Genomic DNA, 21935 nt, shown 5'->3' with positions numbered 1-21935 from the left:
TTCAGTAAAAGATTCTACCGTTAAAGATACTACTGTAAAAGCAACTACAACTAAAACAGAAGAAGTTAAACACTAGTTTAACTTTACCTATAATAAAACGGCCTTTAAGATTAATTTCTTAGAGGCCGTTTTTATTTTTACTGTTTTTCCGGGTTACCTTTTCAAATTCCGGGTATTAACAGTATATATTAACCCTAAAACAGATAACAATATGAAAAATGCATTCAAATTAGGCTTCTTAGCTATCGCACTATCTTTAACAGTTGCTGCTTGTGGCGGTTCAGACAAAAAAGCCGATGGAACAGATACAACAGTTACTGATTCCTCTACAATCGTTACAGATACTACAGGTTCAGATACTACAGTAAAAGACTCTACAGTAAAAGATACTACTGTAAAATCAACTACAACTACTACAGAAGAAGTTAAACACTAGTTTTCCTGCTCTGCTTTAATATGAAAGGTATTGATTTAACGTCAATACCTTTTTTTATGAACAACAAATAAAACAATTCTGATATCCGGGCAATTGTAGTAAATTTGCGGCAAAAATATAATCCGCATAATGAATTTAACATCACTACGAGCTATCTCCCCAGTTGACGGCCGATATAGAAAGACAACTGAAGACTTAGCTGCTTACTTTTCTGAAGAAGCATTAATAAAATATCGTGTTTTTGTAGAAATTGAGTACTTTATCTCTTTATGCGAAGCAAACCTTCCCGGACTGGAGACGTTTGATAAAAATCTTTATGCAGATCTCCGTAAAATTTATGAAAATTTTTCAGAGGCGGATGCGCTGGAAATTAAAGAAACAGAAAAGGTTACCAACCACGATGTAAAAGCAGTTGAATATTTTATCAAAAGTAAATTCGATGTTTTGTTACTTCAGGATTTTAAAGAATTTATCCATTTTGGATTAACTTCACAGGATATTAATAATACTGCGATTCCATATTCCATTAAATTAGCCCTAAACAACAGTTACTATCCTGCAATAACAACCTTAATTACTAAAATTGAAGCATTAGCAACTGAATGGAAAGATATCCCGATGCTCGCCCATACACATGGTCAGCCGGCCTCTCCTACCAAACTGGGTAAAGAATTTCTGGTTTTCGCAGATCGTTTAAACATCCAGCTGGAGCATTTAAAATTGATTCCAAACAGTGCCAAATTTGGTGGAGCAACGGGTAATTTTAATGCACACCACATTGCTTATCCGCAGGTAAACTGGGTAGATTTTTCTAACCAGTTTGTGAACGAAACGTTAGGTTTAACCAGGGCACAACATACTACACAGATTGAACATTATGATCAGTTTGCTGCGCAGTGCGATGCATTAAAACGCATCAACAACATCATCATTGATTTAGACCGAGACATCTGGACCTACATCTCGAAAAACTATTTCAAACAAAAAATTAAAGCGGGAGAAATTGGCTCATCGGCCATGCCACATAAAGTTAATCCAATTGATTTCGAAAATGCAGAAGGAAATGCAGGTATTGCCAATGCATTATTTGAGTTTTTTGCTGCTAAACTTCCCATTTCCCGGATGCAAAGGGATTTAACCGACTCAACGGTTTTAAGAAATGTGGGCGTACCTTTTGGACATACCTTAATTGCAATTCAATCTACCTTAAGAGGATTAAATAAAATTTTATTAAATGAGGCTGCTTTACATGCAGATTTAGATGATAACTGGGCAGTAGTGGCTGAGGCAATTCAAACGGTTTTACGCAGAGAAAATTTCCCGAATCCTTACGAGGCATTGAAAGAACTGACCAGAACAAATTCAAAAATAAATGCTGCCAGCATAGCGCAATTTATTGAAGGTTTAGCCGTAAAAGAGGAAATTAAGGTGCAATTGAGAACCATTACACCTTTCAATTATACCGGAATTTTTTAGTCAATTAAATTGACGCTAAACAGACAGCCTGCAAAAGCTTTATTAATGAGTAATTGTTAATTTTGTTTATTCAAATTGATTAAGACATGACGATTAACGTATATACAGAACAGACTCCTAACCCGGCCACCATGAAATTCATGGTAAATAAGCTATTGATTAACGGTAGTGAGGATTTCGCAACAAAAGAAAGTGCAGAACATTCGCCATTTGCAAAGGAATTATTCAAATTCAGCTTTGTTTCGGGTGTGTTCTTTGCCAGCAACTTCGTAACTGTTACCAAAACAGATGATGCAGACTGGGCTGATATTGAAGCGATTCTGAAAGAGTTTGTAAAAGGTGCTGTAGAATCTGAACTAAAAATTAAAGAGGAGACATCTGAAGAAGCTCCATCTTTCGAAGGAACAGAAACTGAAATTAAAATCCAGCAGATCCTTCATGATTATGTTCGTCCGGCGGTTGAGCAGGATGGCGGTGCAATTACCTACAAATCTTTTGATGAAGGCGTGGTGACGGTAGAATTACGTGGCTCTTGCAGCGGTTGTCCTTCTTCTACTATTACGCTTAAATCTGGCATCCAGAACTTACTACAAAGAATGGTTCCCGAGGTTACAGATGTAGTTTCAGAGGCTTTATAATAACCTGTTTTCATAGTTATAGTTAACAGGAATGGCTCACCTTTAGTGAGCCATTCCTGTTATAAAACATTGTTATTTATTATAAATTTAGAATCTCAAGATATTTTTATAACTAAGCATGGCTTTTGATAATCTTCCAGATCTTAACGCAGATTTTCAGGATGATTAAAAGTATCTCTTAATGGCTTCGAGCATTTCTGCTGTTAGTTTCCCATTAGTGGCCAATATTTCTCTTTTAACGAAATAATCATTACCACCAGAAAAATCGAAAACCTCTCCTCCAGCCTGCTGAACAATGAAACAGCCGGCAGCAAAATCCCATTGCTGAAGATTGTATTCGAAGAAAGCATCAAAACGGCCACATGCAGTATAAACCAAATCTACCGCTGCCGCACCAATACGACGCACACCATGGCTTTTCTGCATCATTTCTTCCAATAGCTTCAGGTATTGCGCCTGCTTTTCAAACTGATAGTATGGAAAACCTGTCGCCAATAAACTAGATGGTAAATCCGGATTGGTAGAGACTTTAATTTGTTTCTTGTTCATAAATGCGTCTCCACCTTTGTATGAATAAAACATCTCGCCCCGGTTTAACTCATACACTACGCCAACAACTGGTAACCCTTCTTCATACAAAGCTACACTAATGCCATAAGCTGGAATCCCATGAATGAAGTTGGTGGTACCATCCAAAGGATCAATAATCCAGGTATAAGTTTTTCCTTCTCTGCTGATCGTTTTTTCTTCGGTGATGAAGCCGGCATCTGGAATCAGTTTTTCGAGGTTACGAACCAGTTTCTGCTCTGCAGTTTTATCTACATAAGAAACCATATCGTTTAAACCTTTATACTCAATTTTACTGGCATCAAACTGTAAAGATTCTTTACGGATAAAATTTCCAGTAAGCTTAACAATAGCGATGACCTTATTGCATATTAATTCGTAATTCATAGTTTTTAAAAAAAGATGTTGTTATGGGTGCGAATCCTTAATCATAAATTTAGCTCAATGTATTTTTATTTCTGAGCGCATAGGCACTTAAAACGATACCACCGATAACAAGGAAAGTAGAAATCATTTCCGCTTGCGTGAATGATAAACCAAACACATGATATTTAGAGTTAACACGGATTAATTCGATGCAGAAACGCTCAATCCCATTAAGAATCATATAGATGCCGAACATTAGTCCTGGTGCTTTTATTTTATCACGGATGCTCCACAAGAATGCGAACAAAATTAAACAAACAATTACCTCGTAGATTGGTGTTGGATAAACACCCTGGGCCAATTCGTTACAAAATTTACCGGTACAGCCAGGAATTGGAATTCCCTCTCCCACCACATTATTTGGATAAGTGTATGACCATAACCAATCTGGCAACCAGGTAAAAGGTTTTGGATTTGAATTCACAATCCCCCAATCACCATCACCTGATAAGTGGCAGCCGATTCTTCCTACAGCATAGGCCAGCATCATTCCAGGTCCACCCACATCTAACATATGCAGGGGTTTTATGCCGTTCTTTTTTGCAATAATAAGTACAGCGGCACCTCCGCAGATTAATCCACCATAAAAGGTTAATCCACTAAATGAAAGTAAACGCTCTATAGGATGTTGTACAAAATCATCCCAGTATTCTAAATTATCAAAAAACTTTGCTCCTAAAAAACCCCATACGGCTGCCCAAACAATGAGATTACTCATCAATTGATAAGGATGAACGGTTACTTTCGTTTCTTTGGGTTTGTCTAATTTGTATTTGTCTTTTTCTTTATAATCCCAATACGCAAATAGCGCGGCAAATAATAATCCTCCAATGAAGTTACCTTTTGCAGACATCAATACCGTTTGGGCATCACTTACAAATAATGAATAATTTAATAATGCATAAACCAGCTTATAACCTATTAGGAAACCAAATAAGCCATTCATAATTAACTCTGTAACTGTGGCTTGTTTACCAATAATAATCGTTTTGGTAATAGGATGAAGTATTCCTAATGCCTCTTTCCGTTGTAATTCTTTAGTAAAAGCCCAATAACCTGCAACAAAGGCAAGCGCAACAAAAACGCCGAAGGTATTAAACGGCAATGGCAGATTGATGCCAAACAGGTATTCTAAAAAATGCGAGACAGTAGGAAACATACAAATAATTTGTTGCGAAGATAGGAAAGAAAGCTAGAAGACCAAAGTGGAAAGAATAGAGATGAAGAGTAAGGTGGAAATAGGAAATGGTAAGGCAGAGAGAGATAAAAGCGGAGAGGTAAAAGATTAAAGCTGAAAGCAGATTATTCGTTTTCCTTCGACTAGAGCCAAACGGTTATTAAATCAGCAAACTGGTAATACCTAGCGTATGTTTTAAAGATGTCGTCATTGCGAAGCCAATTCTTCTTGAGCTGAAGCAATCTGTCCTGCAAGAGGAATAAAAGCGGAGAGGTAAAAGATTAAAGCAGATTATTCGTTTACCTTCAACTAGAGCCAGACGGTTATTAAATCAGCAAACTGGTAATATCTAGCGTATGTTTTAAAGATGTCGTCATTGCGAAGCCAATTCTTCTTTGGCTAAAGCAATCTGTCCTTCAAGAGGAATAAAAGCGGAGAGCTCAAAGCTGAAAGCAGATTATTCGTTTACCGTCAGCTGAAGCCAGACGGTTATTAATCAGCAAACTGGTAATACCTAGCGTAAGTTTTAAAGATGTCGTCATTACGAAGCCAATTTTTCTTTGGCTGAAGCAATCTGTCCTGCAAGAGGAATAAAAGCTGAAAGCAGATTATTCGTTTACCGTAGGCTGAAGCCAGGCGGTTATTATCAGCAAACTGGTAATACCTAGAGTATGTTTTAAAGATGTCGTCATTGCGAAGCCAATTCTTCAAGGTAATTCTGAAACTTAATATAAATACTGACGTACATCAACTAACAAAAAACGGGAAACGAAAAACGCCTCCTAAAAAATCGCTAATGATGCGCGTAAGCAGTTTCCAGCTCAGCCACCTCTACTTCGCCATCTGCAGTAATTTCAAGAAGCTTAACGGCTTTCAGTTCGTTTACCATTACCGGATCGTATTTTGCACGAACTTTCACATAGTTTTTGGTAAAACCGTGCATGTAGCCCATTTTTTGATCTGCTTCGAAAAGTACTTCGGCATCACTTCCAATTTGAGATTGATAGAAAGCCCGGCGTTTTTTATCCGACAGGATATGCAGCATTTTACTTCGTTCGTTACGTTCACTTCCGGCAACAACACCTTTCATTTCGGCAGCCGCAGTTAACTCACGCTCAGAGTAGGTAAACACATGAAGATATGATATATCTAATTGATTTAAAAACTGATAAGTATCGAGAAAATCATCTTTTGTTTCGCCTGGAAAACCAACAATAACATCCACACCGATACAGCAATGCGGCATCACTTCTTTGATTTTTGCTACCCGCTCAACATATAAATCTCTCCGATAGCGGCGACGCATTAAACCGAGAATTTTATCAGAGCCCGATTGGAGCGGAATATGAAAATGAGGAACAAAACGCTTAGAACCGGCTACAAATTCGATAATTTCATTACTGAGGAGATTCGGTTCTATTGATGAGATACGAATTCTCTCAATCCCCTCCACTTCATCCAATGCTTTTACCAAATCGAAAAACTTATCTTCCCGCCCGCCATTGCGAATGCCAAAATCGCCGAGATTTACGCCAGTTAAAACGATCTCTTTTACACCACCTTCAGCAATCATCCTGGCACGATTCACCACATTTTCGATGGTATCGCTCCGGCTTGCGCCGCGAGCTAAAGGGATAGTACAATAGGTACAAGGGTAATCACATCCGTCCTGCACTTTTAAAAAAGTACGTGTTCTATCGCCAATAGAATAAGATGCAATGAAATTATGATTTACTTTCTCTATATTTTGCTGATGAACCACTGCTTTAGGCTGCTTGGTTAAATCGGTAATATATTCTACAATTCTGAATTTTTCTGCGGCACCAAGAACCATATCCACACCTTCAATCTCTGCGATTTCTTGTGGTTTTAGCTGAGCATAACACCCAACAATGGTAACAAAGGCATTTGGAGAATATTTTAAGGCCTCTTTAACAACCTTACGGCATTTTTTATCCGCATGCTCGGTAACAGAGCAGGTGTTAATCACATACACATCAGCCTGATCCTGAAAATCTACCACAGCATAACCAGCATCGGTAAATAAACGACCAATAGTTGAAGTTTCAGAGAAATTTAATTTACAACCTAATGTATAAAATGCGACCTTTTTCATTTAGCCTGCAAAGATAAGAAATTAGTTGGGAGTTATTTGTTGGGCCCATGGAGAACTGACAAACTACAGACGAAGAGCCTTTCGTACGATTACTCTTGCCAGCGATAACTTTGTTGCTCAAACCCAGCTAAATCCAGTACTCTGCTAATTACAGTTCCTGCTACTTCCTCAATGGTTTTGGGTAAGCTATAAAATGATGGATTAGCCGGACAAATAATCCCTCCAGCCTCGGTAACAGTTTTCATATTATTGATGTGAATCAAACTAAACGGGGTATCTCTAACCACGGCAATTAGTTTCCTCCGCTCTTTCAAAATAACGTCTGCAGCCCTGGAGATCAAATCGTTCGAAATGCCATGCGCAATTCGGCCTAAAGTACCCATAGAACATGGCACAATAATCATCGTATCGTATTTAGCCGATCCGGATGCAAAGGGTGCATTAAAGTCGTTTTTGCCAAAGAAAGTAAAATTGGTAAAGTCTGCATAATTCTGGTTTCCCAATTCAAATTGCCAAACTTCTTTAGCATTATCGCTCATCACTACCCCAACAGCTTCAATCTGATCTTTAAGTTCGATCAATTTATCGAATAAAACTTTAGCATAAATTGATCCACTGGCACCAGTAATGGCTACAATTACTTTCTTTTTTATCATCGCACAAAAATACGTTATTAAAACACTTGAATACAAAAAAAGGGCCGAATACAAGTATTCGACCCTACATCTACCTATGAAAAACATACCCTCGAAAGGGTAAGAACAAATATATATATTTTTTCAAGAAAAGATAATAGCGAACTGTTAAAATGCGCAAAACATCACAATATTTCACAAAAGCAAAACAACTACCTGATTATCAACAAAATAATTTTTCAATAATCTAAATTTTCACCTTCAAAACGATCAAAAAAAACACTATTTGAAACAAAATGGTCATATTAATACGACATAAATTTCAAAATAAATGATACTTATGGCATTATCTATTCGGCAATTTATACGTTATGAAGTTCATTACATTATGCACCGACATTAACTGCAGGTTTAAAAATGATTACCTTTTCGAGAAAAAAGGCTTGATTGTCAAGGCGTAGACTGAAATGAATCAGTCAGATCAACCCCATTGTTGTCGCCACCAATCCGTCTTCGCTGTTCGATTCTGAAAGAAACTTCATCACTCACTTTAACACTGTCAGGTGATTTAGCGTGAGTAATAAATATCCTGAAAATTATCATCCATGATTATTACATACTTTTCAATTTTATTCATTCAAAATTTCGAATTATATACAATTCGAGCAGTAATCACTAAATAAGGGAAAGATTTGAAATCCTTATCTGTCCCTTATCTGATGATAATTAAGTAACCGGCTCTTACTAACGCTTTCTATGGCTAATTTCGGTTTCTTTTTTTAGCCAATTGGTTAAATCTTCATTTAACATTTCTTTCGTTAAACGCCAGCCCCAATTGCCGGCTACATCGCCAGGTTTATTCATTCGTGCAGCTTCATCCAGGTTTAATATATCCTGAATCGGAATGATCGCAATCTTTGCGCCTGATGTGTAGGCAGCCCTTAAAATTGTCTGATTAACATTTCCCTCAGTTACATTCACACCAAAATAAACATCAAGCCTTTTCTTATTGTCGTCATCTGCTTCGTTTTTAAACCAGCCCAGAAGCGTGTTATTATCGTGGGTGCCAGTGTAAACCAAACAGTTGGGCGTGGTAAAATTATGTGGGATATGTATGGTTGTAATTAAATCGCCGCCAAAAGCAAATTGTAGAACCTTCATGCCTGGTAAATCAAATTTGTCGCGAAGCAGCTCCACATCTGCGGTAATTTCGCCAAGATCTTCTGCAATGAAAGGCAATCTGCCCAGTTCTTTTTCGATTACTTCAAAAAATTGGTTTCCTGGTCCGTCCACCCATTTCCCGTTAACTGCATTTTCGGCACCAGCATTAACTTCCCAAAACGAAGAAAATGCCCGGAAGTGATCCAGCCGCAACAAATCGAAAAGTTCCATATTCTTTTTCAGGCGATTCACCCACCAGGTATAGTTGTCTGCTTTCATTGCTTCCCAATTGAAAATTGGCATCCCCCAAAGCTGCCCGTTTTCATTGAAATAATCGGGTGGAACACCAGCAACTTTAAGTGGTTTCAAAAATTCATCGAGTTTAAATAAATGAGGTTGTGACCACACTTCAACAGAATCGAGGTCTAAGTAGAAAGGAAGGTCACCTACTATCCCGATGCCGAATTGGCTGGCATAATCTTTCAAGGTATGCCATTGTTTATAGAAAATAAATTGTTGCCATTTTACTTCATCAATTTCCTCCTCAAATTCACTGACAAAATCTTCAAGGGCCTTTTTTTCGCCAGTTCTAAATTGATCTGGCCAGTTGTACCATTCTGAATGCTGGTGATGGGCTTTAATTGCCATATATAAGGCGAAACTATCAAGCCAACTCTTCTCATCAGTACAGAATGTTTTAAAAGACTGCTTCAAAGCAGCATGATCAGACTGTTTGAAATTATTGTATGCCGTAGTCAGCAACTGATGTTTAGTGTTATCAACCACTTCGTAATCAATCTGATCGGTTGAGGTAGTCTTTGCATTTTCAAGGTCGGCGGCGGTTAATAAGCCATCTACCTGGAGAACTTCCGGACTAATCAGCAAAATGTTTCCAGCCATAGCTGAGTTACTGGAATATGGCGAGTGGCCATTTTCTTTTTTTGTTGGATTAACGGGCAGTATTTGCCAGTATTTTTGACCGGTATCAGCCAGAAAATCTATAAATTTTTCACTTTCCGGGCCAATGTCTCCAATTCCATATTCGGAAGGTAATGAGCTAATGTGCATTAGAATCCCTGCAGAGCGACCGTTACCATTGGCCTTTAATTTAATTACGCCGACTGGCATATTGCTTAAAAGCCGACTAACCAGCAGACCATCATTCAATACATCTTTTACACCAGATGTTTTTGAGATCAGATTATCCCATTCGGTTGGTGCTGCTGAAGGCAAAATGATCTGAGTGTCTTTCCAGTCGAATTTTGTGATTTCCGTCTCGTCTTTAGCCAATGCTGCCAACCCTACCGGGATCACCACAACTACCCATTCGTTTTTTAATTGTCGTGCGAAGGATATGATATTATTTTTAAATTCTCCTTCTACGCGAAGCGGAATATATTTTCCATCTTCAAAAAGCTGCTTATTCTCTTTTCTGAAGGTTGCTAAATTTTCGGTTAACCAAAGTTTTATTTTTCCGGTATAGCGTTCAGCCCATAGTGCCTCCAGGCTTCGATCTTTGTGTTCACCTTGAAAATCTATTCTCTTATTATAATCCACCGGCCTGCGATTATCGGGATCTACCAAACTCAAATCCCATAATTCGGTGCCTTGATAAACATCGGGAATACCCGGACACGTGAATTTTAACACCAGTTGAGCCAGGCTGTTAATGATACCAAAGTCCGCAATTTTGCCGATAAATTGTTGAATCGCCTGGCTACCGGGGTTATTAACATCAAGGAGTGCATGGGCAAAGGCTTTTACTTTTTGCTCATATTCTTCATCAGGTGATGCCCAATCTGAACGCTTTTTAGCTTCTCTTAATGCCTTCTCTATATACTGCTCTAAACGTTCGCCAATATTATCCGTATCCTCGTCCGGCATGGCTGAAGCCCCCAGGATAGTTTGAATGACCAGATACATATCGTTTTTATGCAGATTATTCATTGACTCTTCCTTCTGCTGAAGTTGATCTGTAATTTCCAACAGATCCTCTACCACATTAGTCCATTGCTCAGGAATATCAGTTAATACGTTTAACCTCGCCCTAACGTCTTCGCCTTTTTTGGTATCGTGCGTGGCGCTCCCGTTTAATGCATATGGCCAAAGTTTTTGCCTTTCTTCCATTTTTGCATGAAAATCTTCGGTAGTAATTCCAAATGCATGCGGCGCATCACCAACCTCGGTATGGCCAACGAACAAATTATAGGTAAACATCACCGTATCTTCTACCCCTTTTGCCATTAACGGACCCGTAAACTGCATCACGCGCTGGTAGAATTTTCCAATATTTTCCAAATAAACCGGGTCTCCGGTAAGTGGTTTTTCAATAAATATGCGGTGGAGAAAGGCAGCGGCAGATCTTAACTCTTCCGTTTCTTTTACACCTGAAATTAAATCTGTCAGCTGATGAAGGGATTCGCCCTGTAACGGAAACTGATAATCATAATAACGGTAAACCGGCATCTGAATCATCATTTCACCCATTGCCTTTTTTATTTTTTCTGAACGGATTTCGTTTTCATCAGCATCAGCAATCAGCTCCAGGTTTTTAGCCAGTTGATACAAATTATCAAGCTCGCCGCTTATGTGCTCGTATAAAATGGTTTCTTTTTTCTCATGAATCAGTATATCCAGATCCTGAGATTTACCGGTTACTTTCTGATATAGTTCATCGAAAGACTGTTGAGCGGAATTATTGGTAAAAAGGTTATTCGTAATGGCTAGAAAATCGTATCCGGTACTTCCTTGTGTGTTCCAATCTGAAGGAAGTTGTTCTTTGTTCTCCAAAATCTTTTCGATTACGATATAAACGTCATCGCCTACGGCTACCCTGAGTCTATCCAAATACACTTTCGGATCGTATAACCCATCGATATGATCAATTCTTAAGCCTTGAAATATGCCATCTTTTATCAGTGTAAAAATGTATTTATGGTAAGTATCAAATACATCTTGATCCTGAACGTTTAAGCAAATCAAACTATTTACAGTAAAAAATCTCCGGTAGTTAATTTTGAAAAAAGTTTCCTGCCAATTGCAAAGGCGATAGTTCTGATCATCTATAATATTTAATAGTTCAACTTTATCAATATTAATCTGATCTAATTTTTTTCCCTTAAGGTACTGATGAGTAGCGTCACTCACCGGCCAGGGGGTTCCACTATAATCCAGAAAGAACTGATTATCCTTAGCCACCAGTTTAATAGCATCGTTTTTTACAGCATCATTTAAATCTTCACCTAAAAAAGGAACCATGAGCTTTGGTTCTTCTGCTAAATTGATGTCGAAAAAAGTGGCATACTGAGATTCTTTACCTTTTTTCAATACGTCCATCAGCCAGCTATTGTTGGTATGGAAAGCCATATGATTGGGTACAATATCCTGAAGCCAGGCAATTCCGTTCTTTTTCAGCATCGCTGAAAGCTGGTACAATTCTTTTTCTGTACCGATTTCCGGATTAATCCGATGCGGGTTAGTGGTATCGTAACCGTGCATACTGCCCGGAGAGGCTTCAAATATTGGTGAGGCATAAATGGTATCAATTCCAAGTTCTTTTAGATATGGAACAATTTTTTCGAGCGATTTAAAAGGAAAATCTTTATTAAACTGAATTCGGTAGGTAGTGGTAGGTTTATACATTTTCGCAAAGAAAAATTAAGATAGATTCGGGAAAAATAGTTGCTTTATTTTGTACAGGAATGATTTCATCACTTGCTCCACCCCATGTAACAGATGAGGAGTTAAAAATATTTTGATATTGATAACCGTTTTCGAGCATTAAGGTTTGCGGCTGATCTGAAAAATTCATTAAACAAAGCAAGCGTTCATCTTCGTGCCAGCGTTGCAGTATTAAACAATTTTGTTCTGCTAATGATGTTGCTTTTATATTGTTCCTGTTGAGGATAGAAAGTGCCTTATGTTCTTTCCTTAAACTAATTAAGGCCTTATAATATTGCAGTAGATTGCGGTGCGGATGCCGGCTGAGTTTATTCCAATCGAGTTTCGATGTTAAGAAAGTTTCATCACTCTGGGGATCCGGTGTTTCCTCACCACTGTGAAAAGCTGCAAACTCTGCCTTTCTGCCTTTTCTAACCGCTTCAATTAGTTCTTTATCGCTGTGGCTGGTAAAAAACTGAAATCTATTGGTTTCGCCATATTCTTCTCCCATAAAAAGCATCGGTAAAAACGGACTGCAAAAAACCGCAGCCGCAAGCAGTTTAGACATCTCAAAACTAACCAATTCGCTGGTTCGTTCGCCCAGCATGCGGTTACCCACCTGATCATGATTTTGAGAAAACACCACGAATTGTTTTCCTTCATTTGCAGACGCCTTCGCTCCAAATTTCTTCCCGCGGTGTGGTGAATATTGCCCATCGTATACATAAGCATCGTTGTACGACTTTGCCAGATGTTCAATCCCGTTGAAGTCGGCATAATAGCCGTTTGGTTCCTGTCCGGCGCTAACCCGAAGGGCGTGGTGGAATTCATCTACCCATTGCGCATCCATTCCGTAGCCACCAGTTCCCGGGTGATTAATATATTTAGGATCATTCAGATCAAGTTCCACAATCAGTTGATGCGATTTTCCGGTATATTCAGAGAGTTGGTTAACGTGATTTTTAATATCCTGCAAGATATGGGTAGCGCTGAAATCTTTAATGGCATGTACTGCATCCATTCTCAGTGCATCAACATGGAAATCTCGAAACCACATTAATACATTTTCGATAAAATAATCGCGGACGGGGTCGCAATTTGCATCATCAAAATTTATGGCCTGGCCCCAGGGTGTTTGATATTTATCGGTGAAATATGGCCCAAAATCATTAAAATAATTTCCTTCGGGACCCATATGGTTGTAAACCACATCAAGAACGACGGCTAAACCTACCTCATGACATTTATTTATAAGTTTTTTCAATGCTTCAGGTCCGCCGTAAGAATTTTGGGTAGCGAAAGGAAATACCCCATCGTAGCCCCAATTTCTATCTCCGGAAAACTGCGCGACTGGCATCAGCTCAATTGCAGTGATTCCTAAATCTTTTAAATAATGAAGTTTTTCTGTGATAGACGAGAAATCTCCCCTATCTGTAAATGTTCCCGTATGTAATTCGTAAATAATAAAATCTTCGAGTGGCAAACCTTTCCAATGCTGATCACTCCACTTGAAATTATTCAGATTAAAAGCAGTGGAATTTCCGGCTACACCCTCTTTTTGCCATAAAGACGCAGGATCTGCCCTGCTTAAATATTTCCCATCAGCTGTTTGATGTTCTGTTTCTCCTGATTGTTGAAATTTAAAGTAATATTCATCTCCTTCTTTCACTGTTGAAGTTTCTAAATACCAATAGCCGAAATCGCCTTTAATTAAATTGAGTTCCGAACTGTTTGCAAATAAAGAGACATTCGATGCATATGGTGCCCAAAGGTAGATCTCGGCAGCCCCTTTTTCATTAAAATTTAAACCTATTTTTCTTCTGCGGATATCTATTTCCATATTTTCTTATCATTTTCATCCATACTTGTTGATTTGTAACGAGAACTAGATTTCAGTCCTGCCGGTTTAGAGATTATAACACTTTTAAATTATAGGTTACTGATTCAGCGAAAAGCTATCAATAACGTTTCCGGATTGATCTACGAAACTGATCTTCGCAATAACATCTTCATCTACCAGGTCTACAATATGTTCTTTAAGATTTCCTGATAGTTGCTGGCCGTTTTCTCCTTCGTTCACTACAACCTCTACCTCTGCGGGTCCTTTTTTAAAAATGTTTTTAGCGCTATTTCCTAAAAACAACTTTATCTGATTCATCAATTCTTCCATCTGTAACTTTTTACCATAAGAAGCATTTGAAAGTGCAAAATGTTTTGAACAAGTGCTGTATTCAAAATTATTCAGTTTAAAAAACGGTTGCATAAAGGGGTGCTAAAGGCTGCGTATAAACACCTGTATTTTTACGTTTTCTATCACTAAGCCGTAACATAAATCTGAAGGAGAATTGCCCAAATAACGCTCTTATGAGCGTTTTTAGCCCAATTGAATAATCAGCCCAAGGCTTTTAACATGATCTTTTGGTATAACATTTGTTGGCAAAAAGTACATCCTTAACCTAAAACATCATGACACAGTTCGAATTTAATAATATGGTTAACAGCCATTCCCTATCGCTAAAAATGCATGCTTTAAATTTCACTAAAGATATCGAAGATGCAAACGATTTGGTACAAGACACGATGTTGAAAGCCATTAGATTCTATCAAAACTTTCAAGAAGGTACGAACTTCAAAGGCTGGCTTTTTGTAATAATGAAAAACACATTTATCAACAATTACCGCAAATCGGCAAAAGCGAAAACATTAATTACGCAGGATGATGAGATTTCATCAGCAAACCTGATGTATAGCGCTGAAAAAAATGCAAGTGTTGGAAAAATGATTGTTGATGATATTCAAAAAGCATTAAACCATTTACCAGAAGTTTACAGTGTACCTTTTATTAAATACTTTGAAGGTTTTAAGTACCATGAAATTGCAGATGAATTGCAGATTCCGCTGGGCACCGTAAAAACAAGGATCCATGTGGCAAGAGAAATGCTAAAAAAATATTTAAAAACCTACGCAAAAGAAGCGTATAGCGCATAGTAGTGGAAGCCTCAGTTTGAAACAGCTGAGGCTTTTTTATGCCTTTTTCTTTCCAACATAATCATATTTCACGCTCATAAACATGAAGCGGTCCGGTCCTTTTTGAGGAACAAAGTATTATCAATACCGACTAACTGAAACATCAGTCGAAAGTAGGAAAACGACACCGTAAACATTTTCTATTTCAAAACTTAGGCAATGCCGATGAACAGCAAATTCAAATCTCATTAAGAAAAGATCTGATCTGTTTGCACAAGCCTAAACGTTTTTTTGCAACCCTTATGCTCAGCCATCGCCTGGTGTTTTTACATGCTTTGTAAAAGCCTGCGTCTATTTGCAAAGCAGATGCAACCTTCAAATTCCAGGCACAAAAAAAGGGCAGCCTTTGAAAGACTGCCCTTAATTTTATAAGGTTATTTTTGTGATTGTTCCGGCGCTTTACCGATCAAATCCATAAACTGATCCAGTTTAGGTGTAATGATAATCTGCGTCCTTCTGTTTTGTGATTTACCAGCTGGGGTTGCATTGTCTGCAATAGGATTGAATTCTCCTCGCCCACCTGCTGTTAACCGTTTAGGATCTACTCCATATTTTGTCTGCAATACCTGCACCACGGAAGATGCCCTCAAGGCACTTAAATCCCAGTTATTTCTGATATTAGGCTGCGTAATGGGCACGTTATCTGTATTACCTTCAATTAAAACATCATAAGTATTGTAATCAGTAATGATTTTTGCAATTTTACTTAACGTTTCTCCTGCTTTATCAGAAACCTCAAAACTACCAGATTTATAAAGCATGTTATCGGCTAGGGAGATATAAACCACGCCTTTTAATACCTGAACATCTACACCGCTCAATTCTTCTCTGCTTAAAGATCGGGTCAGGTTATTCGTTAACACCATATTAAGGGAGTCGCTCTTGTTTTTAGCATTTACCAGCTGTTTGATGTATTTATTGGAACTGTTAATTTCATCTGCCAATTTGGAGATGTTCACATTTCCCTGGCTGCTGGAATTTAAACATTTATTCAATGCTTCCTGTAAAGCGGCAACATTAGATTTTTCTGAAGCAATTTGCTCCTCTAAACTTTTTACCCTACTGCTGGAACCTGAAAGCTCCCGTTGACTATCCTGGTATTTATTACTCAACTCTTGATTTCTTTCTCTTAATTTAGAGTAAGTATCTTGCAGTTCAGTATATTTTTTGTTGCTTACACAACCGGAAATCATTATTCCGGCTAAGAGCATTATCGGGATTGATTTGTAAAATTTCATAATCGTATCTTTTTTATAGCTGAATATTTAACAAATTCCTTGCCGTAAAGTTTAAACTGCCTTTGCGCATTATTTAAGTGTGTTAATCTTAACTAAATCGAAAGTTACCGTTTGTTTTATAGCGAAAAAACTAAAATTACGTACAAGATCTTTGTTAACATTTGCCATGGTTATCACTTTATTCCACGTATGATAAAGTGATTTATGGAAGAGTTGGTCTAACCCTCACGCTTCGTGATACTGTGAATTAGCATGATGATATAAATCATCAGCATTATTAACAGACTAAGTAGATTGTGAATAGGTTCGGAAAATAAAATATTAATTGAAGAAAGCTATGCTTTCTGGTTTTGAGAATTTACGGTTGATGGTAACGATCTTCATCACTACAAAACGTTTTAGTAATTCTAGCAGTGGATAAGATTTTAGAAAACACAAGAAAAAGAGAGAAAATAATTATGAAAAATCCAGGCGAAGTCATACTAATCCAATTATTTATACGTCTTTAAGGTAAAATTTGATTTGTTTTCACAAGTTTAAAGTTTTATTTTGCAACATAATTAAATACAAAACTTATCGCTGAAGAAAATGTTATCAAAAGCGATATGAATCATCATATAACATTCTTAAAATGAACAAGCTTTTCGTTGGTGGCCTGGCAGATAATATTCAGGAAATGGATTTAGCAATTTTTGTTAGCCTACATGGTAAAATAGACACCATTAAAGTTGTTCGTGACCGGGCAACCGGAAAATGTAAAGGTTATGCGTTTATTGAGGTAGCCAGCCTTGACGATGCCAAAAACATTATTTCCATGCTAAATGGCGAAACCTTTAAAGGCAATGTGATTACCGTTAAGCTATCTGAAGAAGTTGCGCCTAAAAAACCAGCACCGAAGCCTAGACCAACTGACGCTTTTAAGTCTAAGAGACCACGTTTGCAACGCTAATAGCTTTTATCATCTTTCAGTTTTCTGCTTGCTTTCCTGACTTTAGTTTAAGAAGAAATTTTGTAAATCCTGCTGCAGAGTAAGGTTTCTAAAAAAAATTAAACATTAAGGCTTTAAGAGGCTTGAGCTATAATTTTTTTTAATGTTTCCAAACGTTAGCATTTGGGTTGGCTAAGAAGCCAAACCGATACCGCAAATATTATAACTTTCTATCGTAGTAAATCCCGTCTACCTGGATAAATTATCTCAAAAAAGTGTTGTATATCCTCCCATTTCCATCTAATGAAACAAAGGCATTAAGATGCTTGAGCCACAATTATTTTTCTTAATGCCTTACTATTTTTACACAATAGTGTTTTGGTTAGTGTATAAAAAAAGGATAACAACCGAAGCTGCTATCCCTTAACTCTCATAAAAAAGCTATTTAGAAAATAGCTACCAATAAACGCTGTAAAGTGCCACCAACATTCCTATAATAATTAATGTTCCAACAGCAAAACTTGTCGATGTTTTAAACATGCTGACATCAATGTCCAATCCTTTTGGATTTACGCCTTTTCTGTTTTCAAATAAGCTGATGATCACCATACCGATGATACAGAAAACAAATACAAAGCCCATTCTGTCAAGGAAAGGAATTTCGTAAATCCCTGCAGCATTTTTCACTGCGAAGCCTGCACCAGAGAGCCACGAAAGATCAGTTAGGTTGGGTAAAGCCTTTAACAATAACGACATTCCGAAACCACCAATAGTAGCGAATAAAGCGGCGTTTGATGTTGTTCTTTTCCAAAAGAAACCTAATATGAACATGGCAAAAATACCAGGCGAAACGAAACCGGTGTACTCCTGGATGTATTGGAAACCTCCTTTTTTATCGATACCCAGGTGAGGTGCGATTAAAACACCTAAAATCATGGCTACGATAATGGAGATTTTTCCGGTTAAAACAAGGTTCTTCTCAGTAGCCATTGGATTGATTACTTTTTTGTAAATATCTAACGTAAAAATTGTTGCAATACTATTTGCCTTACCTGCCAATGATGCCACTACAGCTGCCGTTAAAGCCGCAAATGATAAACCTTTTAAACCTGCCGGAAGCAAATTTAATAATACCGGATAGGCACGATCCGGGTTTACAGAACCATCCTGCAACATCTCCGTTTGGAAGGCACCATCTTTGTAAAGTACGTAAGCTGCGATACCCGGAAGCACCACAATAATTGGCATCAACAATTTTAAGAATGCAGCAAATAATAAACCACCTCTGGCAGTGTTCAAATCTGCACCAAGCGCACGTTGCGTGATGTATTGATTACAACCCCAATAGTTTAAATTTACAATCCACATTCCACCGATCAGCACACTTAAACCTGGTAAGTCGATATAATTTTCGTTATCAGGTTTTAAAATCATCTGAAAATGCTCTGAAGCTTTAGTGGTCATTAAACTATAACCTTCAAAAATACCTGTTGTTCCGTAATGACTTGAAACCAGGTTTAAGGCCAGATATGTGGTGGCTAAACCCCCTAAAATCAGGAAGAAAACCTGAATTACATCGGTATATCCAATTACTTTCATCCCGCCAAGGGTAATAATAATGGCAAAAGCAGCAATGGCATACATACACAGTTCCAGGTTGAAACCAGAAATACTGCTTACAGCCAGTGCACCCAAGTAAAGGATAGAGGTTAGGTTTACAACAACATAAAGCAGCAACCAGAAAACCGCCATAATCATGGCAACAGTACCATTGTAACGCTGGTGCAGGAACTGTGGCATGGTTGCGATTTTATTCTTCAGGTAAACCGGGATAAAAAATACTGCCACCACGATGAGGGTTAAACTTCCCATCCATTCATAAGTAGCAATGGCGAGTCCCATTTTAAAACCAGATCCACTCATGCCAATAAACTGCTCTGCCGAGATATTCGACGCAATTAGTGAGGCACCAATCGCCCACCAGGTAAGCGATCCCTCTGCTAAAAAGTAATCTTTAGAGCCTGTTGATGCCGATTTTTTCTTATTGTAAATATAGAGGCCATAAGCCGCCACAATTACAAAGTACACCGCAAAAACGATGTAATCTTTCGTATCGAGAATATTATTTTTCATTCATTTATTTGTTTAGTTATTATTTATGTGCTTTACGAAATCAACTTACTGTTAAGCGATTAACTCTGAACCATTGGCCGTTTCTACAATATAAGTATCGAGCGTAAGGCCGAATTCTTTTGAATAAAGCGTACTAACTGTCGCAATTAAAGAATCAATTTCTTCGTCTTTCACGATATTAATCGTACAACCGCCAAAGCCGCCACCCATCATCCGGGCGCCCAAAACGTAATCAAGATTTTTCACATAATTAACCAGAAAATCCAGTTCCTTGCAACTTACCTCGTATTCTTTACTCAGACCTTCATGTGTGGCCAGCATCAGCTCACCCAAAGCCACTAAATTGCCTTGTTTTAGTGCTGCTGCTGCTTGTTGAATCCTTGCAATTTCTTCAACTACAAATTTACATTTCTGATAAACCTCGGTATCTTTAGGTTCAACATAGTCTTTGAGTATTTTCAAATCGGCATCTCTTAAACTGTTCACTTCAGGATGATGCATTTTAATCCAGGCTACTCCCTGTTCGCATTGCAATCTTCTTTTATTATAGGCAGAATCGGCCAGCGAGTGTTTCACATTTGTGTTTAGCAAAACGAATTTGTAGCCATCTAATTTCAATGGGATATATTCATACTCCATCGATCGGCAATCCAGTAAAACCGCATGATCTTTTTTACCAAATACCGAGGCAAACTGATCCATAATGCCACAGTTTACGCCTGCAAATACATGCTCCGCTTTTTGTGAGATCAAAGCAAGATCCATTTGCGAAATCTGAAGATCATTCAGGTAATCAATGGCAAATGCTGTAGCACATTCCAGCGCAGCTGATGAAGAAAGACCGGCCCCCAGTGGAACATTTCCATCCAGGTAGAGGTTGAAACCTGCAATTTTATAACCCCTTTTTACGATCTGATCAGCCACACCAAGTACGTAATTTGCCCAGCCAAGATCAGAAATTTCAATCGCAGCAACTGAAGACTGATAAGATGCCTGATAACTTTCAGAGTATAAGTGAATTTCATCATCTTCTCTTTTAGAAACCGCTACATAAATTGCCTTATTGATGGCTGCAGGCATTACAAAGCCTTCATTGTAATCTGTATGCTCGCCAATGATGTTAATTCTTCCGGGAGATTTAACCAAAACCGGCTCAGTTTGAAAAACATCTCTGAATGCTTTTCTTAAACGTTCAATATCCATTTGCACTAATTATTTTATTTTTTGGTTAGGGTTTTGTTGTTTTATAGTGTTCGGTAGCCAATTCTTTCAACCGGTTTGCGGCAAACTCCGGTGTAATATCACGTTGTGGATTGGCCAGCATTTCGTAACCTACCATAAATTTTTTCACCGTTGCCGAACGAAGCAGTGGCGGATAAAAATGCATGTGCCAATGCCATTCAGGATGATCGCCATCATTTACCGGAGCCTGATGCATTCCGGCAGAATAAGGAAATGAAGTTTCGAAAAGGTTATCATATTTCGTTGTGAGTGCTTTTATCGCTTCAGCAAGCGCCTGCTTTTCTGCCATGTTAAAAAACTTGATGCTGTTGACATGCCTTTTGCTGATGATCATCGTTTCATATGGCCAAACTGCCCAAAAAGGAACCAAAACTGCAAAATGCTCATTTTCAAAAACTACTCTCTCATTCTTTTTTAATTCGAGCTTTAGATAAGCCGATAACATGCTGGCGCGATGAACGGCATAGTAATTTTTCTGACGTTCAGTTTCTTTCACGATTTCCATTGGCACTTCACTCTGCGACCAGATCTGCCCATGTGGATGCGGATTGCTGCAACCCATAATTTCGCCTTTGTTTTCGAAAATCTGAATGTATTTAATCCATTCATTTTCCGAAAGGCTATTGTACTCTTTTTGCCAAAGATTAACAACAGCAGTGATTTCACTTACAGTAAGTTCGGGCAGGGTTAAGTTGTGCTTCGGACTGAAGCTAATTACTTTACAGATCCCGCGTTCATTTTTAGCTACTAATAAGTCATCATCATTGAGGCTATCTGCAGGCGTATCTTCCAGCAAAGCTGAAAAGTCATTTTTGAAAACGAAACTTTCTTTATAATCCGGATTCACATCACCATCTGCACGGTCATTGCCCGGACACAGGTAACATTTCGGGTCGTACTCCGGACGATTGTCTGCTGCAAGGTCTTCAACCTTACCGTGCCAGGGCCGTTTGGTACGGTGTGGAGATACCAGTACCCACTCGCCAGTAAGTATATTTAATCTTCTGTGAGGATTTGAATCGAGATCAAACGAATTACTCATATTATAGTATTGATTAGAATGTTGGTCTGCAAA

General features: G+C 38.1%; 16 protein-coding genes. 5 read left to right on the top strand and 11 right to left on the bottom strand.

Annotation, left to right across the window (positions count from 1 at the left end):
- The first annotated feature begins 211 nt into the window (after positions 1–211).
- The 3 genes from GJU39_RS19370 to GJU39_RS19360 all read left to right on the top strand — a co-directional run bounded on the left by GJU39_RS19370 (position 212) and on the right by GJU39_RS19360 (position 2550).
- Positions 212–436, top strand: coding sequence for a hypothetical protein (locus tag GJU39_RS19370; RefSeq protein ID WP_154282656.1), 225 nt, complete (start codon positions 212–214; stop codon positions 434–436).
- A 129-nt stretch (positions 437–565) separates the two neighbouring features.
- On the top strand, positions 566–1912 hold the full coding sequence (gene purB / locus GJU39_RS19365; protein ID WP_154282655.1) for an adenylosuccinate lyase: 1347 nt from the start codon (positions 566–568) through the stop codon (positions 1910–1912).
- Positions 1913–1998: 86 nt separating this feature from the next.
- A complete protein-coding gene (locus tag GJU39_RS19360) occupies positions 1999–2550 on the top strand; it encodes a NifU family protein (RefSeq protein WP_154282654.1) in 552 nt (183 codons plus the stop codon).
- A 165-nt stretch (positions 2551–2715) separates the two neighbouring features.
- Here GJU39_RS19360 and GJU39_RS19355 read toward each other — a convergent pair whose 3' ends face one another.
- From GJU39_RS19355 to GJU39_RS19325, 7 genes are all read right to left on the bottom strand, one after another.
- A complete protein-coding gene (locus GJU39_RS19355; RefSeq protein WP_154282653.1) occupies positions 2716–3504 on the bottom strand; it encodes an inositol monophosphatase family protein in 789 nt (262 codons plus the stop codon).
- Between the two features lie 49 nt (positions 3505–3553).
- A complete protein-coding gene (locus GJU39_RS19350) occupies positions 3554–4702 on the bottom strand; it encodes a prolipoprotein diacylglyceryl transferase (RefSeq protein ID WP_154282652.1) in 1149 nt (382 codons plus the stop codon).
- Positions 4703–5513: 811 nt separating this feature from the next.
- A complete protein-coding gene (gene mtaB, locus GJU39_RS19345) occupies positions 5514–6836 on the bottom strand; it encodes a tRNA (N(6)-L-threonylcarbamoyladenosine(37)-C(2))-methylthiotransferase MtaB (RefSeq protein WP_154282651.1) in 1323 nt (440 codons plus the stop codon).
- Between the two features lie 89 nt (positions 6837–6925).
- A complete protein-coding gene (locus GJU39_RS19340) occupies positions 6926–7492 on the bottom strand; it encodes a UbiX family flavin prenyltransferase (protein WP_154282650.1) in 567 nt (188 codons plus the stop codon).
- 723 nt (positions 7493–8215) lie between these two features.
- Positions 8216–12274 (bottom strand): malto-oligosyltrehalose synthase, encoded by a 4059-nt coding sequence (gene treY / locus GJU39_RS19335; protein ID WP_154282649.1) that lies wholly within the window; start codon positions 12272–12274, stop codon positions 8216–8218.
- Positions 12267–14132, bottom strand: coding sequence for a malto-oligosyltrehalose trehalohydrolase (gene treZ / locus GJU39_RS19330; protein WP_154282648.1), 1866 nt, complete (start codon positions 14130–14132; stop codon positions 12267–12269). Before treZ ends, treY begins: the two co-directional genes overlap by 8 nt.
- A 96-nt stretch (positions 14133–14228) precedes the next feature.
- Positions 14229–14555, bottom strand: coding sequence for a hypothetical protein (locus GJU39_RS19325; protein WP_154282647.1), 327 nt, complete (start codon positions 14553–14555; stop codon positions 14229–14231).
- Between the two features lie 203 nt (positions 14556–14758).
- Here GJU39_RS19325 and GJU39_RS19320 point away from each other — a divergent pair, with 203 nt between their 5' ends.
- On the top strand, positions 14759–15280 hold the full coding sequence (locus GJU39_RS19320) for an RNA polymerase sigma factor (protein WP_154282646.1): 522 nt from the start codon (positions 14759–14761) through the stop codon (positions 15278–15280).
- Between the two features lie 413 nt (positions 15281–15693).
- Here GJU39_RS19320 and GJU39_RS19315 read toward each other — a convergent pair whose 3' ends face one another.
- A complete protein-coding gene (locus GJU39_RS19315; protein WP_154282645.1) occupies positions 15694–16557 on the bottom strand; it encodes an OmpA family protein in 864 nt (287 codons plus the stop codon).
- Positions 16558–17188: 631 nt separating this feature from the next.
- Here GJU39_RS19315 and GJU39_RS19310 point away from each other — a divergent pair.
- Positions 17189–17506, top strand: coding sequence for an RNA recognition motif domain-containing protein (locus GJU39_RS19310; protein ID WP_154282644.1), 318 nt, complete (start codon positions 17189–17191; stop codon positions 17504–17506).
- A gap of 435 nt (positions 17507–17941) precedes the next feature.
- On the opposite strand, the gene GJU39_RS19305 is transcribed toward GJU39_RS19310, so the two are convergent.
- Genes GJU39_RS19305 through GJU39_RS19295 form a run of 3 tightly spaced genes read right to left on the bottom strand, consistent with a single transcriptional unit; the run spans position 17942 to position 21902 of the window.
- Positions 17942–19618, bottom strand: coding sequence for a sodium:solute symporter family transporter (locus GJU39_RS19305; protein WP_154282643.1), 1677 nt, complete (start codon positions 19616–19618; stop codon positions 17942–17944).
- A gap of 51 nt (positions 19619–19669) precedes the next feature.
- Positions 19670–20821 (bottom strand): galactokinase, encoded by a 1152-nt coding sequence (locus tag GJU39_RS19300; RefSeq protein WP_154282642.1) that lies wholly within the window; start codon positions 20819–20821, stop codon positions 19670–19672.
- A gap of 25 nt (positions 20822–20846) precedes the next feature.
- Complete coding sequence (locus GJU39_RS19295; protein ID WP_154282641.1) at positions 20847–21902, bottom strand: UDP-glucose--hexose-1-phosphate uridylyltransferase; 1056 nt, start codon at positions 21900–21902, stop codon at positions 20847–20849.
- Positions 21903–21935 lie beyond the last annotated feature (33 nt).

This window comes from Pedobacter petrophilus, from assembly GCF_009674725.1.
In the GTDB taxonomy this organism is placed as follows: Bacteria; Bacteroidota; Bacteroidia; order Sphingobacteriales; family Sphingobacteriaceae; genus Pedobacter; species Pedobacter petrophilus.
The sequence above is the reverse complement of the archived record's forward strand: the minus strand, read 5'-3'. Positions and strand labels throughout refer to the sequence as shown.